Source organism: Pantoea sp. JKS000250 (assembly GCF_003201065.1).
Taxonomy (GTDB): Bacteria; Pseudomonadota; Gammaproteobacteria; order Enterobacterales; family Enterobacteriaceae; genus Pantoea; species Pantoea vagans.
In genome coordinates this window covers 1620007-1638720 of the sequence record NZ_QICZ01000001.1, presented here as the reverse complement: position 1 = coordinate 1638720, position 18714 = coordinate 1620007, and the positions used below count along the sequence as shown (strand labels likewise).

Sequence of the window (18714 nt, the reverse complement as noted above, 5' to 3'; positions counted from 1 at the left end):
CCGTGGCAGCCTGCTAGTCAGGCTGCCCGATCGCCAGACCCTGCGCGACGGCGGCAGTGCGTCGTCGCGTCATCTCTTCCCGCACTTCCATCCCTTTGAATCCCGCTTCGACAACCGCTTTTGTCGGCACCGCCTGCGCCAGCGCAAAAGCACGACGCAGATAGTCGCCCTGCGGATAAGGCATACTCTCCAGCCCGGCACGTCCGCGCGCATCTGCTTCGCTGGTCAGCGCCATCTGCTCAACGCGCTGCGGCTTACGCCAGGCATCGATGCGGTCGAACAGCGCTACCAGTGACGCCGCAGATTGCCGCTCAATGGTGTGCACAATGTCGTGAAACTCGGTCACGATCAGCGCCAGATCGCGAATTGCGTTGGGCACCCGCAGCCGCTGGCACAGCGCCTCGACCAGCGGAACGCCTGCCAGTCCATGACCGTGGTGGCTCGGCCACAGCGCAGGGGGTGTCAGCGCTTTACCGACGTCATGAAACAGTGTGGCGAAGCGCACATCGATCTCGCTGGAGAGCGCGGCCGCTATCGCCAGCGTCATCAGCGTATGCACACCGGTGTCGATCTCAGGGTGCCACTTAATCGGTGCAGGAATACCAAACAGATTATCCAGCTCAGGAAACAGCACCTGCAGCGCACCGCAGTCGCGCAGAACCTGAAAATAGACCTGCGGATTGCGTGAACTCAGCGCTTTTTCCGTCTCTTTCCACACCCGTTCGGCAGTAAGATTCGACAGCTCACCGCTTTCGGCCATCTGCTGCATCAGCTGCTGGGTTTCGGGGGCAATACGAAAGTTGAGATGGGCAAAACGCGCAGCAAAGCGCGCGACGCGCAATACCCGCAGCGGGTCTTCACTGAAGGCTTCTGAGACGTGACGCAGCAGGCGCTGGGCAATATCACGCTGGCCGTTGTAGGGATCAACCAGCTCGCCGTTTTCATCCTGCGCAATAGCATTGATGGTCAGATCGCGGCGCTGTAAGTCCTGCTCCAGCGTCACGTCGGGCGCAGACCAGGTGACAAAGCCGGTGTAGCCTTTCCCGTTTTTCCGCTCGGTCCGGGCCAGCGCATACTCTTCGCGACTGACGGGATGCAGGAAAACGGGAAAATCGCGACCGACCTGTTGATAACCCTGCTCAAGCATGGCTTCGGGCGTGGAGCCTGTTACCACCCAATCTTTGTCTGTAACCGGCAGATTCAGCAGCGCATCACGCACCGCTCCGCCAACAAGAAACGTCTTCACGCAAAACTCCAGAGAAAAAGAAATGACCTGCACGCCGGGCGTATCCCGCGCCTGAAATCAGCGGTGCATCTCATTTTATTGTTGCACAGATTCCCCGGATTGCAGACATGCCAAAAGGGAGATCCTGCGATCCCCTGCTCAAACCCGACAGAAGGGGGTCAGTTCATCCAGCGATCGCTTTTCTTACGGCGCGGCAGCATGTGCGGCAGTAAGAGTCCCAGCAGCAGGCCAACGCCCAGCACGCCGCCGCCATACATAAACCACTGCATGATGATGGTGCGCTGCTTGTCATCCAGCTGAACGTTAGCGGCGCTGACTTTCTTCTGGGCGACGATCAGCTCATTTTTCAGCTTCTGATTCTCGCCTTTCAGCCCGTTGATCACGCCGTCGCTGCTGGCGACTTTGTTCTGCATCTCAGCAGTACGCTGGTTCCAGCTGTTGTCGATGTTATCCAGCTTGGCCGTCAGATCTTTCACCTGCTGCTCAAGCTGCGGCACCCGGGTGCGCAGGCTCGGATTGGCGCTGAGCTGCGACAGGGGGATCCAGGTGGTGCGGCCTTCCGAATCACGGATCTGACCATAATGGGTGTCATTGTTAGTCTGTAGCAGCTGCACCTCTTCCCCGGCGTTCAGCTTACCGAGCAGGCGGAACTGATCGCCCGGCCCGCTGCGGACCCAGGTTGAGAGTTCATCAGAAACATAGCGTTTTTCATCGGCATGGGCAGGTGCAAGGGTGCTGAGGGCCAGCAAAGTGAGTCCAGCGAGTGTGATTTTTTTCATTCGATTTCGTTTGGCTTAGTCTGACTAAAATTTACCGGCACAGTCTGGAGAGGCCTCGCATAAATCTGAATGAGAACTATCCTGGTCTCATGAGAGTGCGAAAAGGTCTGCGAAAGAGCAAAGAAAGCAGAGACAGCGCGGCTTCTGTGCATTAATCTTCGCCTGATAACCCCTTGCCCTCCAGGCGGCAGCGTAAGTAACCTGCTGATAATCGCCTGAAATATGCAGGAAAAACCCTCTTAAGTGCCAGCGGCGTAGTGAATAAAAAATTATGACCATCGAAATCGAACTAAAGTTCATTGCAACTCCACAGGCAGCCGGGAAACTGGCTGAACTGCTCTCCACTCTGCCGCATCAGCATCAGGCTGCTCGCGAGCTGACCAACATCTACTTCGAAACTGACGACAACCAGCTTCGACGCTGGGATATGGGATTACGTATCCGTGGCGTCGATCAGCGCTATGAAATGACGCTAAAAGCGGCGGGGCAGACGCTCGGCGGCCTGCATCAGCGTCCGGAATATAACGTTGAGCTCAGCGAGCCGGTGCTGGATATTGCGCGCCTGCCCGCAGAGATCTGGCCTAAGGGCACCGATGTCGCGGCGTTGCAACAGCGGTTACAGCCGCTATTCACCACCCATTTCCAGCGCGAAATCTGGCTGATCACCACAGGCAACAGTGAAATTGAAGTCGCGTTTGATCAGGGCGCGGTCACGGCGGGTGAGCTTAGCGAACCGCTGTGCGAGATCGAACTGGAGCTGAAAAGTGGCGAACGCCAGGATCTGCTGGCCTTTGCGCAGCAACTGGTGGCGCTGGGCGGTCTGCGTATGGGCAGCCTGAGCAAAGCCGCCCGCGGTTATCAGCTGGCGCAGGGTAATCCGCCGCGCCAGATTGAGGCTTTCCCGCTGCTGAAAGCAGGCGCTAAAGCGACCGTTGAGCAGGGCATGGTCGCTGCAATGGCGGCGGGGCTGCGTCACTGGCAATATCATGAAGAAGTCTGGCTGCGCGGCAACGCGGCGGCGCAGGATACGGTGCGCGAAGCGCTGGATCTGCTGCGTCAGGCGTTCAGCCTGTTTGGTGCGCTGGTGCCACGCAAAGCCAGCAGTGCTCTGCGTCAGCAGCTGACCACGCTGGAAGAGACGCTGGTAAACGAAGAGCAGGAGGCGGCGGCGTTCTGCTTATCTTCCCTCTCGATTGAAACGCAGCTGGCGCTGACCCACTGGCTGGCGGAGTCTCAGTGGCGTCAGTGGATCGATGCCAAAGGAGAAGCCAAGCTGCAGGGTTCGTTTAAGCGTTTCAGCGACATCATGCTGAGCCGCGTCAATGCCGATCTGAGAGAGACATTCATCACGGTCAAACAGCCCAATGAGTATCAGGACAAAGCTACCCGTCTGGCGCGTCAGCTGCTGACGGTGCACCTGCTGGCGGGTTCCTATCCCGTGGAAACGGTGATGGCCTGGCTCGAACCCTGGCAGCAACTGCTGTCGGCGATTCATGAAAAGCAGTCATCCGGATTAGCCTGGCTGACGTCGCAGGCTCTGAAACAGCAGCCATTCTGGCTCACCAGCGGCGCTGGCCGCTAACGGGTAATTCGTACCGCCATCAAGGAGGGCGTTATGTTGGCAGCACTTCCCGCGTTGCTACGCGACCAGGCCGACCAGGCCGCCCGACAGCTTGGGGTTCCGCTGACTTCGCTTAGCCCGGAGCAGGCCGCCGGGCTGGCTTTCAGCGATTTCGTGCTGGAAAACCTGCAACAACATCCCGACTGGTGGCAGACGATGCTCGACCAGCCGCCGCAGCCTGATGAGTGGCAGCACTACGCTGTATGGCTAAATGAGGTACTCAGCGGCATTGACAGTGAAGCGAGCCTGATGCGCGAACTGCGGCTGTTTCGCCGCCGTATGCTGGTGCGTATCGCCTGGATGCAGGCTCTGCAACACGCCACGACTGAACAGAGTCTGCAACAGCTTAGTTTCTTAGCTGAGGTGCTGATCAGCACGGCGCGTGACTGGGTATATCAGGATTGCTGCCGTGATTTTGGTACGCCCTGTAATGCCGACGGCGACGCGCAGCCGCTGCTGATTCTGGGCATGGGCAAGCTGGGTGGCGGTGAACTGAACTTCTCCTCTGACATTGACCTTATTTTCGCCTGGCCAGAAAACGGCACCACGCGCGGCGGACGGCGTGAGCTCGATAATGCTCAGTTCTTTACCCGCATGGGCCAGCGGCTGATCAAAGTCCTGGATCAACCCACCATGGATGGCTTTGTCTATCGTGTGGATATGCGGCTGCGGCCGTTTGGCGACAGCGGTCCGCTGGTCATGAGCTTTGCCGCACTGGAAGATTACTACCAGGAGCAGGGACGTGACTGGGAGCGTTACGCCATGGTCAAGGCCCGCCTGATGGGCGATGACCACGACCGCTGGAGCCTGGAGCTGCAGCAGATGCTGCGGCCGTTCGTATATCGGCGTTACATCGACTTCAGCGTGATCCAGTCGCTGCGTAACATGAAAGGGATGATCAGCCGTGAAGTCCGGCGACGCGGGCTGAAAAACAATATCAAACTGGGCGCGGGCGGCATCCGTGAAACCGAGTTTATCGTGCAGGTGTTCCAGCTGATTCGCGGCGGACGTGAACGCTCGCTTCAGTTGCGTTCGCTGCTGCCGACGCTTGAGGCGATCAAAACGCTGGCCCTGCTGCCTGCTGAGCAGGTGGATGCGCTGCGTGACGCCTATCTGTTCCTGCGGCGGCTGGAGAATCTGCTGCAAAGCCTGGGCGACGAGCAGACCCAGACGCTGCCCGAGGATGAGCTGCATCGCGCCCGGCTGGCGTGGGCGATGGATTGTGCTGACTGGTCTGCGCTGATGATCCAACTTGATGCTCAGATGGCAGCGGTACGGACAATCTTTGATGAGCTGATTGGGGAAGATACGCCTGAGATTGGCGATCAGCGTGAGCTGGCGGAGTTTCAGGTGCTGTGGCAGGACCAGCTGGAAGATAGTGAACTGGCTCCGCTGGTGCCGCAGCTCAGCGACGATCAGCGGCTTACGCTGCATCAGACGCTGGAGGCGTTTCGTCAGGACATCAGCCGGCGCACCATCGGCCCGCGTGGCCGTCAGGCGCTGGATCAGCTGATGCCGCGCCTGCTGAGCGAGGTCTGCCCGCGTGAAGACGCGGCGGTCACGCTGAGCCGTCTGACGCCACTGCTGCTCGGCGTGCTGACCCGCAGCACCTATCTGGAGCTGCTGACCGAATATCACGGTGCCCTGCGTCACCTGATTCGCCTGTGTGCGGCCTCACCGATGGTAGCCAGCCAGCTGGCGCGTCACCCCCTGTTGCTGGATGAACTGCTCGATCCTGCCACGCTCTATCAGCCGACTGCCACCGACGCCTATCGTGACGAGCTGCGGCAGTATCTGCTGCGCATCCCCACTGAAGATGAAGAGCAGCAGCTGGAAGCGGTGCGGCAGTTTAAGCAGGCGCAGCATCTGCGTATCGCTGCTGCTGACATCGCGGGCACGCTGCCGGTGATGAAAGTCAGCGATCATCTCACCTGGCTGGCGGAAGCAATCATCGACTCTGTGGTGCGTCAGGCGTGGAACATGATGGTGCAGCGCTACGGTCGTCCTTCCCACCTGAGCAATGAACATGAACGCGGTTTTGCGGTGCTGGGCTACGGCAAGCTGGGTGGCTGGGAACTGGGGTACAGTTCCGATCTCGATTTAGTCTTCCTGCATGATTGTCCGGCAGACGCGGTGACCGAAGGGGATCGCAGCATCGATGGTCGTCAGTTCTATCTGCGGCTCGCTCAGCGCATTATGCATCTCTTTAGTACCCGCACTGCCTCCGGCATTCTCTACGAAGTGGACGCGCGTCTGCGTCCTTCTGGCGCGGCGGGGATGCTGGTCAGTACCTTTGAGGCATTTGAAGAGTATCAGCGCAGTGAAGCCTGGACATGGGAACATCAGGCGCTGGTCCGGGCGCGCGTGGTGTTTGGCGAAGCAGCGCTGGGTGATCGTTTCAACGCGATTCGTCAGACGATTCTGTCGCTGCCACGTCCTGCAGACGCGCTGCAAACCGAAGTGCGTGAGATGCGTGAAAAGATGCGCGCTCACCTCAGCAACAAACATAAAGGTCGCTGGGATATCAAAGCCGATGCGGGAGGCATCACTGATATTGAATTCATCGCCCAATATCTTGTCTTACGCTACGCCGCTGAGCAGCCTGAACTGACGCGCTGGTCTGACAATGTGCGCATTTTTGAGCTGATGGCGAAATACCATAAAATGCCCGCCGATGAAGCGCAGGCGCTGACGCAGGCTTATGTCACGCTGCGCGACGCCCTGCACCATCGCGCCCTGCAGGAGCTGCCGGGCCACGTTGAGCCAGAGGCTTACGCAGCGGAACGGCAGACGGTTCTGAACAGCTGGCAGCGCTGGCTGATAACGCCTGCGTCTATCCTGGCGTGATGCTGATAGCACAAATCGCAACTGTGCTATCATCCGCGCACTATTTTTAATGCAGTCTGGAGTGTCTGGAATGAAAGTGACTCTGCCCGCGTTCGGCCAAGCCTCAGTGCTGGTTGTTGGCGATGTAATGTTGGATCGTTACTGGTATGGCCCAACCAGCCGTATCTCCCCTGAAGCACCGGTTCCGGTGGTGAAAGTGGACACGGTTGAAGAGCGCCCTGGCGGCGCGGCAAACGTAGCGATGAACATTGCAGCACTCGGTGCCGCGTCCCGGCTAATTGGCCTGACCGGTGAAGATGATGCGGCACGCGTGTTGAGCAACACGCTGAAAGACGTCAACGTTCATTGTGACTTCGTGGCGGTCAAAAGCCATCCGACCATTACCAAACTGCGCGTGCTTTCCCGCAATCAGCAGCTGATCCGCCTCGATTTCGAAGAGGGCTTTGAACAGGTCGATCCGGAGCCGATTCACCAGAAGATGCGTGAGTCACTGGCCGCAGCGGGTGCGCTGGTGCTGTCCGATTATGCCAAGGGCGCGCTCTCCAGCGTGCAGACCATGATTACCCTTGCGCGCGAAGCAGGTGTGCCGGTATTAATCGACCCAAAAGGCACTGATTTTGCGCGCTACCGTGGTGCGACGCTGCTGACGCCGAACCTCTCCGAATTTGAAGCCGTGGTCGGCAAATGCAAAAATGAAGAGGAGATCGTGGCGCGTGGCACGCAGCTGATCGCTGATTTTGATCTCTCCGCGCTGCTGGTGACCCGTTCTGAAAACGGTATGACGCTGCTGCAGCCGGGCAAAGCGCCTCTGCATCTGCCGACTCAGGCGCAGGAAGTCTACGACGTGACCGGTGCCGGCGATACGGTGATTGGCGTGCTGGCGGCAGCGCTGGCAGCGGGCGACTCGCTGGAAGAAGCCTGCTTCCTGGCCAACGCGGCGGCGGGCGTGGTGGTGGGTAAACTCGGTACCTCGACCGTCAGTACGGTTGAGCTGGAAAATGCGATTCATGCCCGCCCGGAACAGGGTTTTGGTATCATGACGGAAGCGCAGTTAAAAGCCGCCGTTGAGATGGCCCGCCGTCGTGGCGAAAAAGTGGTGATGACTAATGGCGTGTTCGACATTCTGCATGCGGGACATGTCTCTTATCTGGCCAACGCCCGCAAGCTCGGCGATCGACTGATCGTTGCGGTGAACAGCGATGCGTCTACTAAGCGTCTGAAAGGTGAAAGCCGTCCGGTCAATCCGCAGGAAAACCGGATGATCGTGCTGGGTGCGCTGGAAGCGGTCGACTGGGTGGTTGTCTTTGAAGAGGATACGCCGCAGCGGCTGATCGCAGGCATTCTGCCTGACCTGCTGGTCAAAGGCGGTGATTACAAGCCGGAAGATATCGCGGGCAGTAAAGAAGTTTGGGCAAATGGCGGCGACGTGCAGGTGCTGAACTTCGAAGATGGTATCTCCACTACCAACATCATCAAAACCATTCGCGGCAGCTAACGCAGAGGGTAAGCGGGAGCCTGGCTCCCGCTTAACGCTTATTCTGACTTGTTGTCCGGAACAGGTTTCACGACATCGGCAACCGGTGGCGGTGAAACGGCGGGTGAGGTGGCTACTGAAGCAGATGGTGTAGCCGCTGCAACAGGTGTTGCCGGTGCGGTTGCCGTCGGAGGCGTACCCGCTGATGAACCCTGACTTTCCAGCTGGGCCAGACGCTGCTCCAGCGCCGCCAGTTTCTCCCGCGTACGCAGTAATACCTGCGTCTGCACATCAAACTCTTCACGGTTGACCAGATCCATCCGGGTCAGCTGCGCCTGAAGAACCTGACGAATTTTCTTTTCGACATCATCACCAAACTCACGAACACCTTTAGGCATCGCTTCGTGAACCTGACGGGCAAGTTGTTCAATTTTTTTCGTGTCGATCATGATGATTTCCTGGTTACGGGGAGCTGTGTCAGCGTGTTTACCAACGTAATAAGTGTTAAGTGTAATGCCAGAAATGAAAAGGATAAACCTCAAATCGGTAACGCAGGAAATGCAAAAGCAATTGCGCTATTGATGATTGCCGCCTCAAACGATCGGCGTTATAGTTGAAAGGCTTATTCTCAGGGCGGGGCGCAATTCCCCACCGGCGGTAAATCAGCTTCGGCTGAAAGCCCGCGAGCGCTTTATCTTGATGAAAAGAGAGGTAAAGGTCAGCAGATCCGGTGTAATTCCGGGGCCGACGGTTACAGTCCGGATGGGAGAGGGTAACGACATCTGTCGGACAATTGTGTCTGCATCACGTTATTGCCACGTCTTTTTGACGTCACTCCTAAGCACGCCCTGATTCTGGTAACCCATACATTTTAAGGTTTTTATTACCATGAATCAGACGCTACTTTCTGAATTTGGCACGCCTGAACAGCGTGTAGAACGTGCTATCGCCGCCCTGCGTGAGGGACGCGGTGTGATGGTACTCGACGATGAAAATCGTGAAAACGAAGGCGATATGATCTTCGCCGCAGAAACCATGACTGTTGAACAGATGGCGCTGACTATTCGTCACGGCAGCGGCATCGTCTGCCTCTGCCTGACCGAAGCGCGTCGCCAGCAGCTTGACCTGCCCATGATGGTGGAAAACAACACCAGCTCCTTTGGCACCGGCTTCACCGTGACCATTGAAGCGGCTGAAGGCGTCACCACCGGCGTCTCCGCGCAGGATCGCATCACTACCATCCGCGCGGCCATTGCCGATGATGCTAAACCTGCCGATCTGCATCGCCCTGGTCATGTCTTCCCGTTGCGTGCCAGCGAAGGCGGCGTGTTAACCCGTGGCGGGCATACTGAAGCGACTATCGATTTAGTGACCCTGGCCGGCTTTAAGCCTGCGGGTGTGCTGTGTGAACTGACCAACGACGACGGCACCATGGCTCATGCGCCTGAAGCGATTACGTTTGCGCGTCAGCACAACATGCCGGTAGTGACTATTGAAGATCTGATCGCCTGGCGTCGTACGCACGAAACGCGCCACGCCAGCTAATCTTTCTGCTGCGATAAACAGGCCCCGATCAGGGCCTGTTTCATTTTTTTCATACCGCCATGACGCCGGCTGAACTCGCGCTTTTCCACACTTCTCTCTGCTGAATACCTGTGCCATCTGTCACGTCAGATTTCATTCAAATTTCCTGGTGATCATCATCATGGTTATCCGCGTGATAACCTGGCGAATGCGCGTATCGTAGTGGCTATTAAACCACCGGATGCCGGAGAGTACGAATGAGCCAGTTACGCATGCCAGCCCTGTTTTTAGGCCATGGCAGCCCGATGAATGCCCTTGAAGAGAACCGCTATACCGCCGCGTGGCGTCACGCAGGCGACACGCTGCCACGTCCACGCGCCATTATTGCGGTTTCGGCGCACTGGTATACGCGTGGCACCGCCGTGACGGCAATGGCACAGCCGAAGACCATTCATGATTTTGGTGGCTTCCCACAGGCGCTGTTTGATACGCGCTATCCGGCACCGGGTTCGCCTGAACTGGCTCAGCAGCTGGTGGAACAGTTAGCGCCCGTTGAGGTGAAGCTGGATCAGGATTGGGGACTGGACCATGGCTCCTGGGGCGTCCTGATTAAGATGTACCCGGATGCCGATATTCCGGTGGTACAGCTCAGCGTTGATGGCACTAAACCTGCGGCATGGCACTTTGAGATGGGCCAGAAACTGGCAGCACTGCGCGATCAGGGCGTAATGATTGTCGCCAGCGGCAACGTGGTGCACAACCTGCGTAAAGTGCGCTGGGATGGCAACAGTGAAGTCTATCCGTGGGCCAGCAGTTTCAAACAGTTCGTCCGCGACAACCTGGCGGTACAGAGCAATGCGGCTTCTCATCCGCTGGTCAACTTTATGGATCACCCTGGCGCGGCGCTCTCTAACCCGACGCCTGAGCACTATCTGCCGCTGCTCTATGTGCTGGGCGCACGTCAGCCGGATGACGTCATCAGTATTCCGGTTGATGGCATGGAGATGGGTGCTATCAGCATGCTGTCGGTTCAGGTAGGTTAGGGCGAAGCTGAGAGAAAACAGGCCAGAAGCTGGCCTGTTATTATCGCGGTGCGTTAACCGATAAAGGCATGCGGATAGAAACGGGAAAGATCCTGAGTGATCAGGTCGCGATCTTCACGCAGGCCGATCCCAGCCGGTTGATCGTCGATCAGCCAGCTACCAATCAGCGTATAACTGTCGCCAAATTTTGGCAGCGGATGGAACTGCTGGACGATCATTCCCTCTTCGCCGTACGGCCCATCAACGCGGGCAATCTCCTGACCATTCTCTACGATGCGGATGTTAGCCCCTTCACGTGAAAACAGCGGCTTCACCACATATTTTTCCATGTGTGGCACGTCATCTTCCGCGAACCAGGCGGGCAGCAGGTTAGGGTGATTCGGGAACATCTCCCACAGCAGCGGCAGAAGAGCTTTGTTCGAAATGATGCTTTTCCACGCCGGTTCCAGCCAGCGCACGCCCGCATCGCCCAGCTTGGTGGAGAACATTTCACGCAGCATGAATTCCCATGGATAGAGCTTGAACAGGTTACTAATCACCTGATCATGAGCGTCGGTGAATTCACCTTTTTCGCCCAGGCCAATCTCATCAATATAGAGAAACTCACTCGGCAGACCCGCTTCGGTGGCGCAATCCTGAAGATACTGCACGGTGCCACGATCTTCGTCGGTGTCGCGACAGCAGGCGAAGTGCAGCCAGTTAAAGCCGTGCTGCTGATGTAACGCGGCAAAGCGTTCAATCAGCTTTTCCTGCAGGCTATTAAACTGATCGCTGCCGGCGGGGAGCTGACCGGCATTAAGCTGGTCTTCCAGCCAGAGCCACTGGAAAAACGCTGCTTCATACAGCGAGGTCGGCGTATCAGCATTGTTCTCCAGCAGCTTCACATCACCCTTGCCATCCCAGGCGAGATCCAGACGAGAGTACAGCGATGGCTGACGCTGATGCCATGAATCGCGCACGAAATCCCAGGTGTGTTTAGGGATACGGAATTTAGTCAGCAGCGCTTCGCTGTTGACCACTTTTTCCACCACCTGCAGGCACATCTGATGCAACTCAGCGGTGACCTCTTCCAGATGCTCAATTTGCGCCAGCGTAAACTGGTAATAAGCCTCTTCACACCAGTAGGGTTCGCCATGCATGGTGTGAAAACGAAAGCCGAACTCGGTGGCTTTTTCGCGCCAGCCCGGGCGCTCTGAAATGGCAATGCGTTCCATCGGGGCGTTAGCCTCCCATTGAGCGGCTGGAGGTGCCGGTTGCGCTGCTGCGCTGCATGCTGTTCTGCTTAGCAACGGTTTCACCGAAGCCACCACGGGTAATGGTCGACGTGGTGGCCGGTTTTGGTGCCAGCGCCGTTTTCGGCACGGTCATGGTTTTGCCGGAGGTAGCTGCGCCGTAGTTACGGCCCGATGCATCAACAAACTGACCATTGGCCGGGCTACGGGCATTTTTCGGCGAGAACAGCGGTTGCTGCGCAAAGCCTGAACCACCGCCCATCATGCGGCCCATCATGTAACCCGCCATCAGTGGCATCCAGAAGCTTCCGCCGCTCTGCTGTGATTCCGCATTGGTGGTGCCTACACCTGCCTGAGCCGGTGTCTGCTGACACTGGTTTTCGCCAAATTCAGCGACACAATCTTCACGGGTGGCATATTTTGGCGCGGTGCGTTCCGCCTCTTTTTTAGCCTCATTGAATGCGGTGGTACATTGCGCACTCTGGCCCGGATTGGCTTTCGAACAGTCATCGGCGTTCTGGTACATCGAAACCGTTTCATCGTTCTGTTCACAGCCAGCCAGCATAAATACCGCCGAAACGGCGATAGCAACGGGCGTTAAATGGCGTGCCTGCCAGCTCTTACGAAAAGCGGCATAGCGAATAGATTTTGTGCGTTTCATTATGATTATCCTGTGCCCAAAGGTAGCGCATAGAATAGGGGATGGGGGGGTAAAATTGAAGCTGGAGGCCTGATACAACAGGGATCTTTACTTAGTTATACGTTCAACAGAGAGGCGGGCCGCAAAGCAGCCCGCCCGCAGATTAATTACCGAAAGGATTACCGCTGCTGTGGCGAGCTGCAGGACGCGCTGCCTCAGAAGAGCCGGTTGCCGACGGACCGCTATCCACACGTGCGGTCTGCTGGGCATTTTCCGGTGCCACGGTTTCCGGTGACGTCGGGATCTCTTTACCCAACTGACTGTTCAGTTTCTGCAGGCTCTGCTCATTGAGCGTACCCAGCGCATAGCTGATATTCAGCTGGTTAATCAGGTAGCTATAGCGCGCATCGGAAAGCTGCTGCTTCGCGTTATAGAGCACGGTAGTCGCATCGAGCACATCGACGATAGTACGCGTACCCACCTGATAGCCTGCTTCTGACGCATCCAGAGAGCTTTGTGCAGAAACGACGGCCTGTTTGTAGGCGTTGATGCTGCTGATAGACGCATTCACGTTGTTAAACGATGAACGTACCGTCTGGACGGCTGAGCGGTGCGCGCTTTCCAGCGATTCGCTGGCGCTGACGAAGCTGTACTGCGCCTGCTTCACCTGAGAGGTGACGCTACCGCCGCTATAGAGTGGCAGAGAGAAGCTCAGGCCAACCTGATTTGAACCGGTAATCGAGTCAGTAGAACCGGCACTCTGATTCGCACGGCTGCCGCCATATTTGCTGTTCGACATGCCGGTAGAGGCGGTCAGATCCAGCGTCGGCATATGACCTGTTTCTGCAGAGCGAATCTGCTCACGGGCTAAATCCTGATTCAGACGTGCAGAGAGCAGCGACAGGTTACGGCTTTCAGCCTGTTTAAGCAGCGCACTGACCGCTTCGGGCTTATCGGTTCTGAAGCGATCGATACTCAGCGAAGCCAGCGACATGTAATCCATACCGGTGATCTGACGTAGCGTTTCTACGTTATTATCAAGGTTGTTACGCGCGGTGACTTCATTGGCCAGTACGCTGTCATATTGCGCGCGGGCGTTCTGTACGTCAGTGATGGCAACCAGGCCAACGTTAAAGCGCTGCGTGGTCTGATCCAGCTCGCGATAGATCGACTGTTTCTGCGCTTCGGTGTAAGAAAGCGTATCAATCGCTTTCAGCACGTTGAAGTAGGCGGTCGCGGTGTTCAGTATCAGATCCTGCTGTGCGACCTGATAGGTGACATCCTGAATACCGGCTGCTTTTTCCTGCAGGGTCAGCGCGCGCCATTTCGACATGTCGAAAATAGTCTGGGTTAATTGCAGCGAGCCGCTGGTCGTGTTGGAATGAAGACCGCTGCTGTCGCGATAGCCGTTGTTATAGGTGTAGTCTGCACCCAGGCCGAGCTGGGGTAATAAGGGGCTGCGCGCTTCGTTGATTTTCTCAAAAGCAGAATCGCGATCGGCAGCGGCGCTGCGCAGATCCGGGTTGCTCAGACGCGCTTGCTGGTAAACCTGAAGCAGGTCTTCGGCCTGGCTGGCGAAGCTGAAACCGCCCAGGCTCAGCCCAATTAAAAATGGGAGCAGTTTTTTCATTTGCATTCCTTTTGTTGCAGCAAATTGCAGTGGGTGCGCTGCCGGGTAAGCCAAAAAATTATCGCCGATTCTAGCAGAGGGCAACTGTGAGATAAGTTGGCTGAACGTGCCTTCTCCCCCTAATTTACGTAAATAATTCAGAAAGAACTACTTACATGGAGCACAGTTACAGGCTTTTTTCGCTCCACTCCAATCTGCACAAGGAACCTGATGATGCCGGAAGAAAAAAAATCCCCTGTGACTTTCACAAAAAACGATGTAGAAATTATTGCACGCGAAACCGTCTATGATGGTTTTTTTTCCGTCGAACGTTACCGCTTCCGCCACCGCCAGTTTAATGGCGAAATGAGTGGGGAAGTGCAGCGTGAAGTTTTTGAGCGCGGACATGCCGCCGTGCTGCTACCTTATGATCCCTTACGCGATGAAGTGGTGCTGATTGAACAGATCCGCATCCCGGCTTATGACAGCAGTGCTTCACCCTGGCTGCTGGAGATGGTCGCCGGCATTATTGAACCCGGCGAATCGGTTGAGCAGGTTGCGCGCCGTGAAGCCGTTGAAGAAGCAGGTTTAGACGTTGGCCGGGTTAAGCCTGTGCTTAGCTATCTGGCCAGCCCTGGTGGCACCAGCGAACGCCTGTCGGTGCTGATTGGGGAAGTGGATGCCAGCCAGGCAGAGGGATGCCATGGTCTGGAGGAAGAGAATGAGGATATTCTTGTGCATGTGGTGAGCCGCGAACAGGCTTATCGCTGGGTGGAAGAGGGGATAATCGACAATGCGGCGTCTGTCATCGCCCTGCAATGGCTGGCGTTGCACCATGAAAAACTACGCGAAGAGTGGATACAAAAATGAAACAGCGCTATACCCCTGACTTTCCCGAAATGATGCGGCTCTGCGAAACCAACTTCGCCCAGTTACGCCGCCTGCTGCCGCGCAACGATGAGGCGGGCGAATCGGTGATTTATCAGGTGAGTGGCGCCCGTTATCAGCTGACGATTCAGGAGTCGACGCGCTACACCACGCTGGTGGAGATCCGCCAGGTCGCGCCTGCCGTAAGTTACTGGAGCCTGCCCTCAATGTCGGTCCGGCTCTATCACGATGCGATGGTCGCCGAAGTGTGTTCAACTCAACAGATCTATCGCTTCAAAGCGCGCTATGATTATCCTAATAAAAAATTGCATCAGCGCGATGAAAAGCATCAGATAAACCAGTTTCTTGCAGACTGGCTGCGCTACTGCCTGGCGCATGGCGCAATGGCAGTTCCGGTCTGCTGATGCGTATAATGCAGTAAATGGCGTGGAGACGAAGGAAACGCTTTGGATAGCCTGCTAACTCTTCCTGCAGCGAACGGTTCCGAAATCAGGATTTTGCAAATCACGGATACTCACCTGTTCGCGGGAAAACATGAATCGCTGCTTGGCGTGAACACCTGGTCGAGTTATGACGCGGTGCTGGATGCGATTATTGCGCAACAGCGCGACTATGACCTGATCATCGCCACCGGCGATCTCGCCCAGGATCACTCTGTCGAAGCCTATCAGCATTTTGCTGAGGGTATCTCACGTTTACCGCGCCCCTGTGTCTGGTTGCCCGGTAATCACGACTTTCAGCCCGCGATGGTCGACACGCTGGCGGCAGCGCACATCAATGCCCACAAGCAGGTGCTGGTGGGTGAGCAGTGGCAGATTGTGTTGCTCGACAGCCAGGTTTACGGTGTCCCGCATGGGATGCTGAGCGACTATCAGCTGGAGTGGCTCGACAACGCACTGTCCCGCTTTCCGCAACGTCATACGCTGGTCCTGCTGCATCACCATCCGCTGGCCTCGGGCTGTACCTGGCTCGATCAGCACAGCCTGCGTAATTCCCATCAGCTCGATGCGGTGTTACAGCGCTACCCCTTAGCCCGGACGCTGGTCTGTGGTCATATTCATCAGGAGCTGGATCTGGAGTGGCACGGCCGCCGCGTGCTGGCCACACCCTCAACCTGCGTCCAGTTCAAACCGCACTGCACCAGCTTTACAATTGATACCGTGGCACCGGGCTGGCGCTGGTTTACCCTGCATCCGGATGGCGGCCTTGAGACCGAGGTCAACCGGCTCGACACCGACGCTTTTCGTCCCGATTTAGACTCAGAAGGATACTGACGCGTGGCGGCATTGCTTTATCTGCACGGTTTTAACAGCTCGCCGCAGTCGGCGAAGGCAACGCAGTTCCGGCAATGGTTAGAGACGCAGCATCCCGGGATCGAGATGATCGTGCCTCAGTTGCCGACTTTTCCGGCCGATGCCGCGGCCATGCTGGAAGATCTGGTACTGAGCCGTAGTGGCGAAACGCTGGGGCTGGTGGGCTCTTCGCTGGGCGGTTATTACGCCACCTGGCTGTCGCAATGCTTTATGCTGCCTGCCGTGGTCGTTAATCCTGCGGTGCGACCTTTTGAGCTGCTGGCGGATTTCCTGGGCGAAAATCAGAATCCCTACACCGGCCAGCAATATGTGTTAGAGTCACGCCACATTTACGATCTCAAAGTAATGCAGATTGAACCGCTGGAAGCGCCCGATTTACTCTGGCTGCTGCAACAGACCGGCGATGAAGTTCTCGATTACCGCCAGGCGCTCGACTATTACAGCGCGTGCCGTCATACGGTAGAAGAGGGCGGTAATCATGCATTTACTGGATTCGAGCGCCATTTCCCGCAGATTCTGGACTTTCTCGGTCTGAATCATCCCTGAGTAATGCGGAAATCGCACCCCATTTCACCCTTCTAATCAGACATTTACGATGAGTCAATCTAACTATAACGCGGATGCTATTGAGGTCCTGACTGGCCTTGAGCCTGTTCGCCGTCGTCCGGGCATGTACACCGATACGACGCGTCCCAACCATTTGGGTCAGGAAGTGATTGATAACAGCGTCGATGAGGCGCTGGGCGGCCATGCGAAGCGGGTTGAAGTGATTCTGCACGCTGATCAGTCGCTGGAAGTGATTGATGATGGTCGCGGCATGCCGGTGGACATCCACCCGGAAGAGGGCGTGCCCGCCGTCGAGCTGATCCTGTGTCGTCTGCATGCGGGCGGCAAGTTCTCCAACAAAAACTATCAGTTCTCGGGCGGCCTGCACGGCGTCGGCATTTCTGTGGTTAACGCCCTGTCAAAACGTGTCGAAGTCACGGTGCGCCGTAATGGCGAAATCTATGACATGGCGTTTGAAAATGGCGACAAAGTGCAGGATCTTACCGTCACCGGCACGGTGGCGAAACGCAACACCGGCACGCGCGTCCATTTCTGGCCCGATGAAAGCTTCTTCGACAGCCCGCGCTTCTCGGTATCGCGTCTTTCCCATCTGCTGAAAGCCAAAGCGGTGCTCTGCCCTGGCGTTGAGATTGTCTTCAAAGACAAGCTGAACAATACCGAACAGCGCTGGTGTTACGAAGATGGCCTGACCGACTACCTGTGTGAAGCGGTGAATGGCCTGCCGACGCTGCCGGAAAAACCTTTTGTCGGCAGCTTTGCGGGTGATGTGGAAGCGGTGGACTGGGCGCTGTTGTGGCTGCCGGAAGGCGGCGAGCTGTTAACGGAAAGCTACGTTAACCTGATCCCGACCATGCAGGGCGGGACGCACGTCAACGGCCTGCGTCAGGGGCTGCTGGATGCGATGCGTGAATTCTGCGAATACCGCAACATTTTGCCGCGTGGCGTGAAGCTCTCAGCGGAAGATATCTGGGATCGCTGCGCCTATGTGCTGTCGGTGAAGATGCAGGATCCGCAATTCGCCGGACAGACCAAAGAGCGTCTCTCTTCCCGTCAGTGTGCTGCCTTTGTCTCTGGCGTCGTAAAAGATGCCTTCAGCCTGTGGCTGAACCAGAATATTCAGACGGCGGAAATGCTGGCTGAGCTGGCGATCTCCAGCGCCCAGCGGCGTATGCGGGCAGCCAAAAAAGTGGTGCGTAAAAAGCTCACCAGCGGACCGGCTCTGCCGGGCAAGCTGGCGGACTGCACCGCGCAGGATCTGAATAAAACAGAACTGTTCCTGGTCGAAGGGGACTCGGCAGGTGGCTCGGCCAAACAGGCGCGCGATCGTGAATATCAGGCGATTATGCCGCTGAAAGGCAAGATCCTGAACACCTGGGAAGTCTCTTCCGATGAGGTGCTGGCGTCGCAGGAAGTGCATGATATTTCCGTGGCGATCGGCATCGATCCTGACAGCGAAGATCTGTCGCAGCTGCGCTATGGCAAGATCTGCATTCTGGCGGATGCGGACTCCGATGGTCTGCACATTGCTACGCTACTCTGTGCGCTGTTCGTGAAACATTTCCGTTCACTGGTCAGAAATGGTCACGTCTACGTTGCGATGCCGCCGCTCTACCGCATCGATCTCGGCAAAGAGGTCTACTACGCGCTGGACGAAGATGAGAAAGAGGGCGTGCTGGAGCAGCTGAAACGCAAAAAGGGCAAACCGAACGTTCAGCGCTTTAAAGGGCTGGGCGAGATGAACCCGTTACAGCTGCGTGAAACGACGCTGGATCCGAATACCCGCCGTCTGGTCCAGCTGACGATCAGTGAAGAGGATGTTGACCAGACGCTGCGCATGATGGATATGCTGCTCGCGAAAAAACGTTCCGAAGACCGGCGTAACTGGTTGCAGGAAAAAGGCGATTTGGCCGATATTGAAGTGTAAAAAACAG

At 56.8% G+C, this 18714-nt stretch carries 16 protein-coding genes and 1 riboswitch; of the genes, 10 read left to right on the top strand and 6 right to left on the bottom strand.

Annotation, left to right across the window (positions count from 1 at the left end; all coding sequences use genetic code 11):
- Nucleotides 1-13: 13 nt before the first annotated feature.
- Nucleotides 14-1246, bottom strand: coding sequence for a multifunctional CCA addition/repair protein (locus BY447_RS07790; protein WP_110330903.1), 1233 nt, complete (start codon nt 1244-1246; stop codon nt 14-16).
- Between the two features lie 158 nt (nt 1247-1404).
- Entirely contained in the window at nt 1405-2025 is a 621-nt protein-coding gene (locus BY447_RS07785; protein ID WP_008925741.1) for a TIGR04211 family SH3 domain-containing protein, read from the bottom strand.
- Nucleotides 2026-2296: 271 nt separating this feature from the next.
- Between BY447_RS07785 and BY447_RS07780 the strand changes: the two genes are divergently transcribed.
- From BY447_RS07780 to hldE, 3 genes are all read left to right on the top strand, one after another.
- Nucleotides 2297-3607, top strand: a complete 1311-nt coding sequence (locus BY447_RS07780; protein ID WP_110330902.1) for an inorganic triphosphatase — start codon at nt 2297-2299, stop codon at nt 3605-3607.
- A 33-nt stretch (nt 3608-3640) separates the two neighbouring features.
- Nucleotides 3641-6493 carry a bifunctional [glutamate--ammonia ligase]-adenylyl-L-tyrosine phosphorylase/[glutamate--ammonia-ligase] adenylyltransferase gene (glnE, locus tag BY447_RS07775; protein ID WP_110330901.1) on the top strand — a complete coding sequence of 951 codons (2853 nt, stop codon included), beginning with the start codon at nt 3641-3643 and terminating at the stop codon, nt 6491-6493.
- Nucleotides 6494-6563: 70 nt separating this feature from the next.
- Nucleotides 6564-7988 carry a bifunctional D-glycero-beta-D-manno-heptose-7-phosphate kinase/D-glycero-beta-D-manno-heptose 1-phosphate adenylyltransferase HldE gene (gene hldE / locus BY447_RS07770; protein ID WP_110330900.1) on the top strand — a complete coding sequence of 475 codons (1425 nt, stop codon included), beginning with the start codon at nt 6564-6566 and terminating at the stop codon, nt 7986-7988.
- Nucleotides 7989-8026: 38 nt separating this feature from the next.
- On the opposite strand, the gene ubiK is transcribed toward hldE, so the two are convergent.
- On the bottom strand, nt 8027-8416 hold the full coding sequence (gene ubiK, locus BY447_RS07765) for a ubiquinone biosynthesis accessory factor UbiK (protein WP_095706653.1): 390 nt from the start codon (nt 8414-8416) through the stop codon (nt 8027-8029).
- 171 nt (nt 8417-8587) lie between these two features.
- Nucleotides 8588-8745: riboswitch (FMN riboswitch) on the top strand.
- 110 nt (nt 8746-8855) lie between these two features.
- Between ubiK and ribB the strand changes: the two genes are divergently transcribed.
- Nucleotides 8856-9512, top strand: a complete 657-nt coding sequence (gene ribB, locus BY447_RS07760) for a 3,4-dihydroxy-2-butanone-4-phosphate synthase (protein WP_033784063.1) — start codon at nt 8856-8858, stop codon at nt 9510-9512.
- 236 nt (nt 9513-9748) lie between these two features.
- A complete protein-coding gene (gene ygiD, locus BY447_RS07755; RefSeq protein ID WP_110330899.1) occupies nt 9749-10534 on the top strand; it encodes a 4,5-DOPA dioxygenase extradiol in 786 nt (261 codons plus the stop codon).
- Nucleotides 10535-10587: 53 nt separating this feature from the next.
- Here ygiD and BY447_RS07750 read toward each other — a convergent pair whose 3' ends face one another.
- The 3 genes from BY447_RS07750 to tolC all read right to left on the bottom strand — a co-directional run bounded on the left by BY447_RS07750 (nt 10588) and on the right by tolC (nt 14036).
- A complete protein-coding gene (locus tag BY447_RS07750; protein WP_013359058.1) occupies nt 10588-11748 on the bottom strand; it encodes a glutathionylspermidine synthase family protein in 1161 nt (386 codons plus the stop codon).
- 7 nt (nt 11749-11755) lie between these two features.
- Nucleotides 11756-12427, bottom strand: coding sequence for a DUF1190 family protein (locus tag BY447_RS07745; protein WP_033733914.1), 672 nt, complete (start codon nt 12425-12427; stop codon nt 11756-11758).
- Between the two features lie 142 nt (nt 12428-12569).
- The gene (gene tolC, locus BY447_RS07740) at nt 12570-14036 is read right to left on the bottom strand and encodes an outer membrane channel protein TolC (protein WP_110330898.1); all 1467 of its coding nucleotides are present in this window, start codon (nt 14034-14036) and stop codon (nt 12570-12572) included.
- A gap of 213 nt (nt 14037-14249) precedes the next feature.
- Here tolC and nudF point away from each other — a divergent pair, with 213 nt between their 5' ends.
- From nudF to parE, 5 genes are read left to right on the top strand one after another with little or no spacing between them, the layout of a single operon-like run.
- The gene (gene nudF / locus BY447_RS07735) at nt 14250-14885 is read left to right on the top strand and encodes an ADP-ribose diphosphatase (RefSeq protein ID WP_033734725.1); all 636 of its coding nucleotides are present in this window, start codon (nt 14250-14252) and stop codon (nt 14883-14885) included.
- A complete protein-coding gene (locus BY447_RS07730; protein ID WP_008925735.1) occupies nt 14882-15307 on the top strand; it encodes a DUF1249 family protein in 426 nt (141 codons plus the stop codon). The genes nudF and BY447_RS07730 overlap by 4 nt, the downstream gene beginning before the upstream one ends.
- A gap of 42 nt (nt 15308-15349) precedes the next feature.
- Nucleotides 15350-16177, top strand: a complete 828-nt coding sequence (cpdA, locus tag BY447_RS07725) for a 3',5'-cyclic-AMP phosphodiesterase (RefSeq protein ID WP_013359054.1) — start codon at nt 15350-15352, stop codon at nt 16175-16177.
- A 3-nt stretch (nt 16178-16180) separates the two neighbouring features.
- Nucleotides 16181-16762 carry an esterase YqiA gene (yqiA, locus tag BY447_RS07720; protein WP_013359053.1) on the top strand — a complete coding sequence of 194 codons (582 nt, stop codon included), beginning with the start codon at nt 16181-16183 and terminating at the stop codon, nt 16760-16762.
- Between the two features lie 49 nt (nt 16763-16811).
- Entirely contained in the window at nt 16812-18707 is a 1896-nt protein-coding gene (gene parE / locus BY447_RS07715) for a DNA topoisomerase IV subunit B (protein ID WP_033784060.1), read from the top strand.
- The last annotated feature ends 7 nt before the right edge of the window (nt 18708-18714 follow it).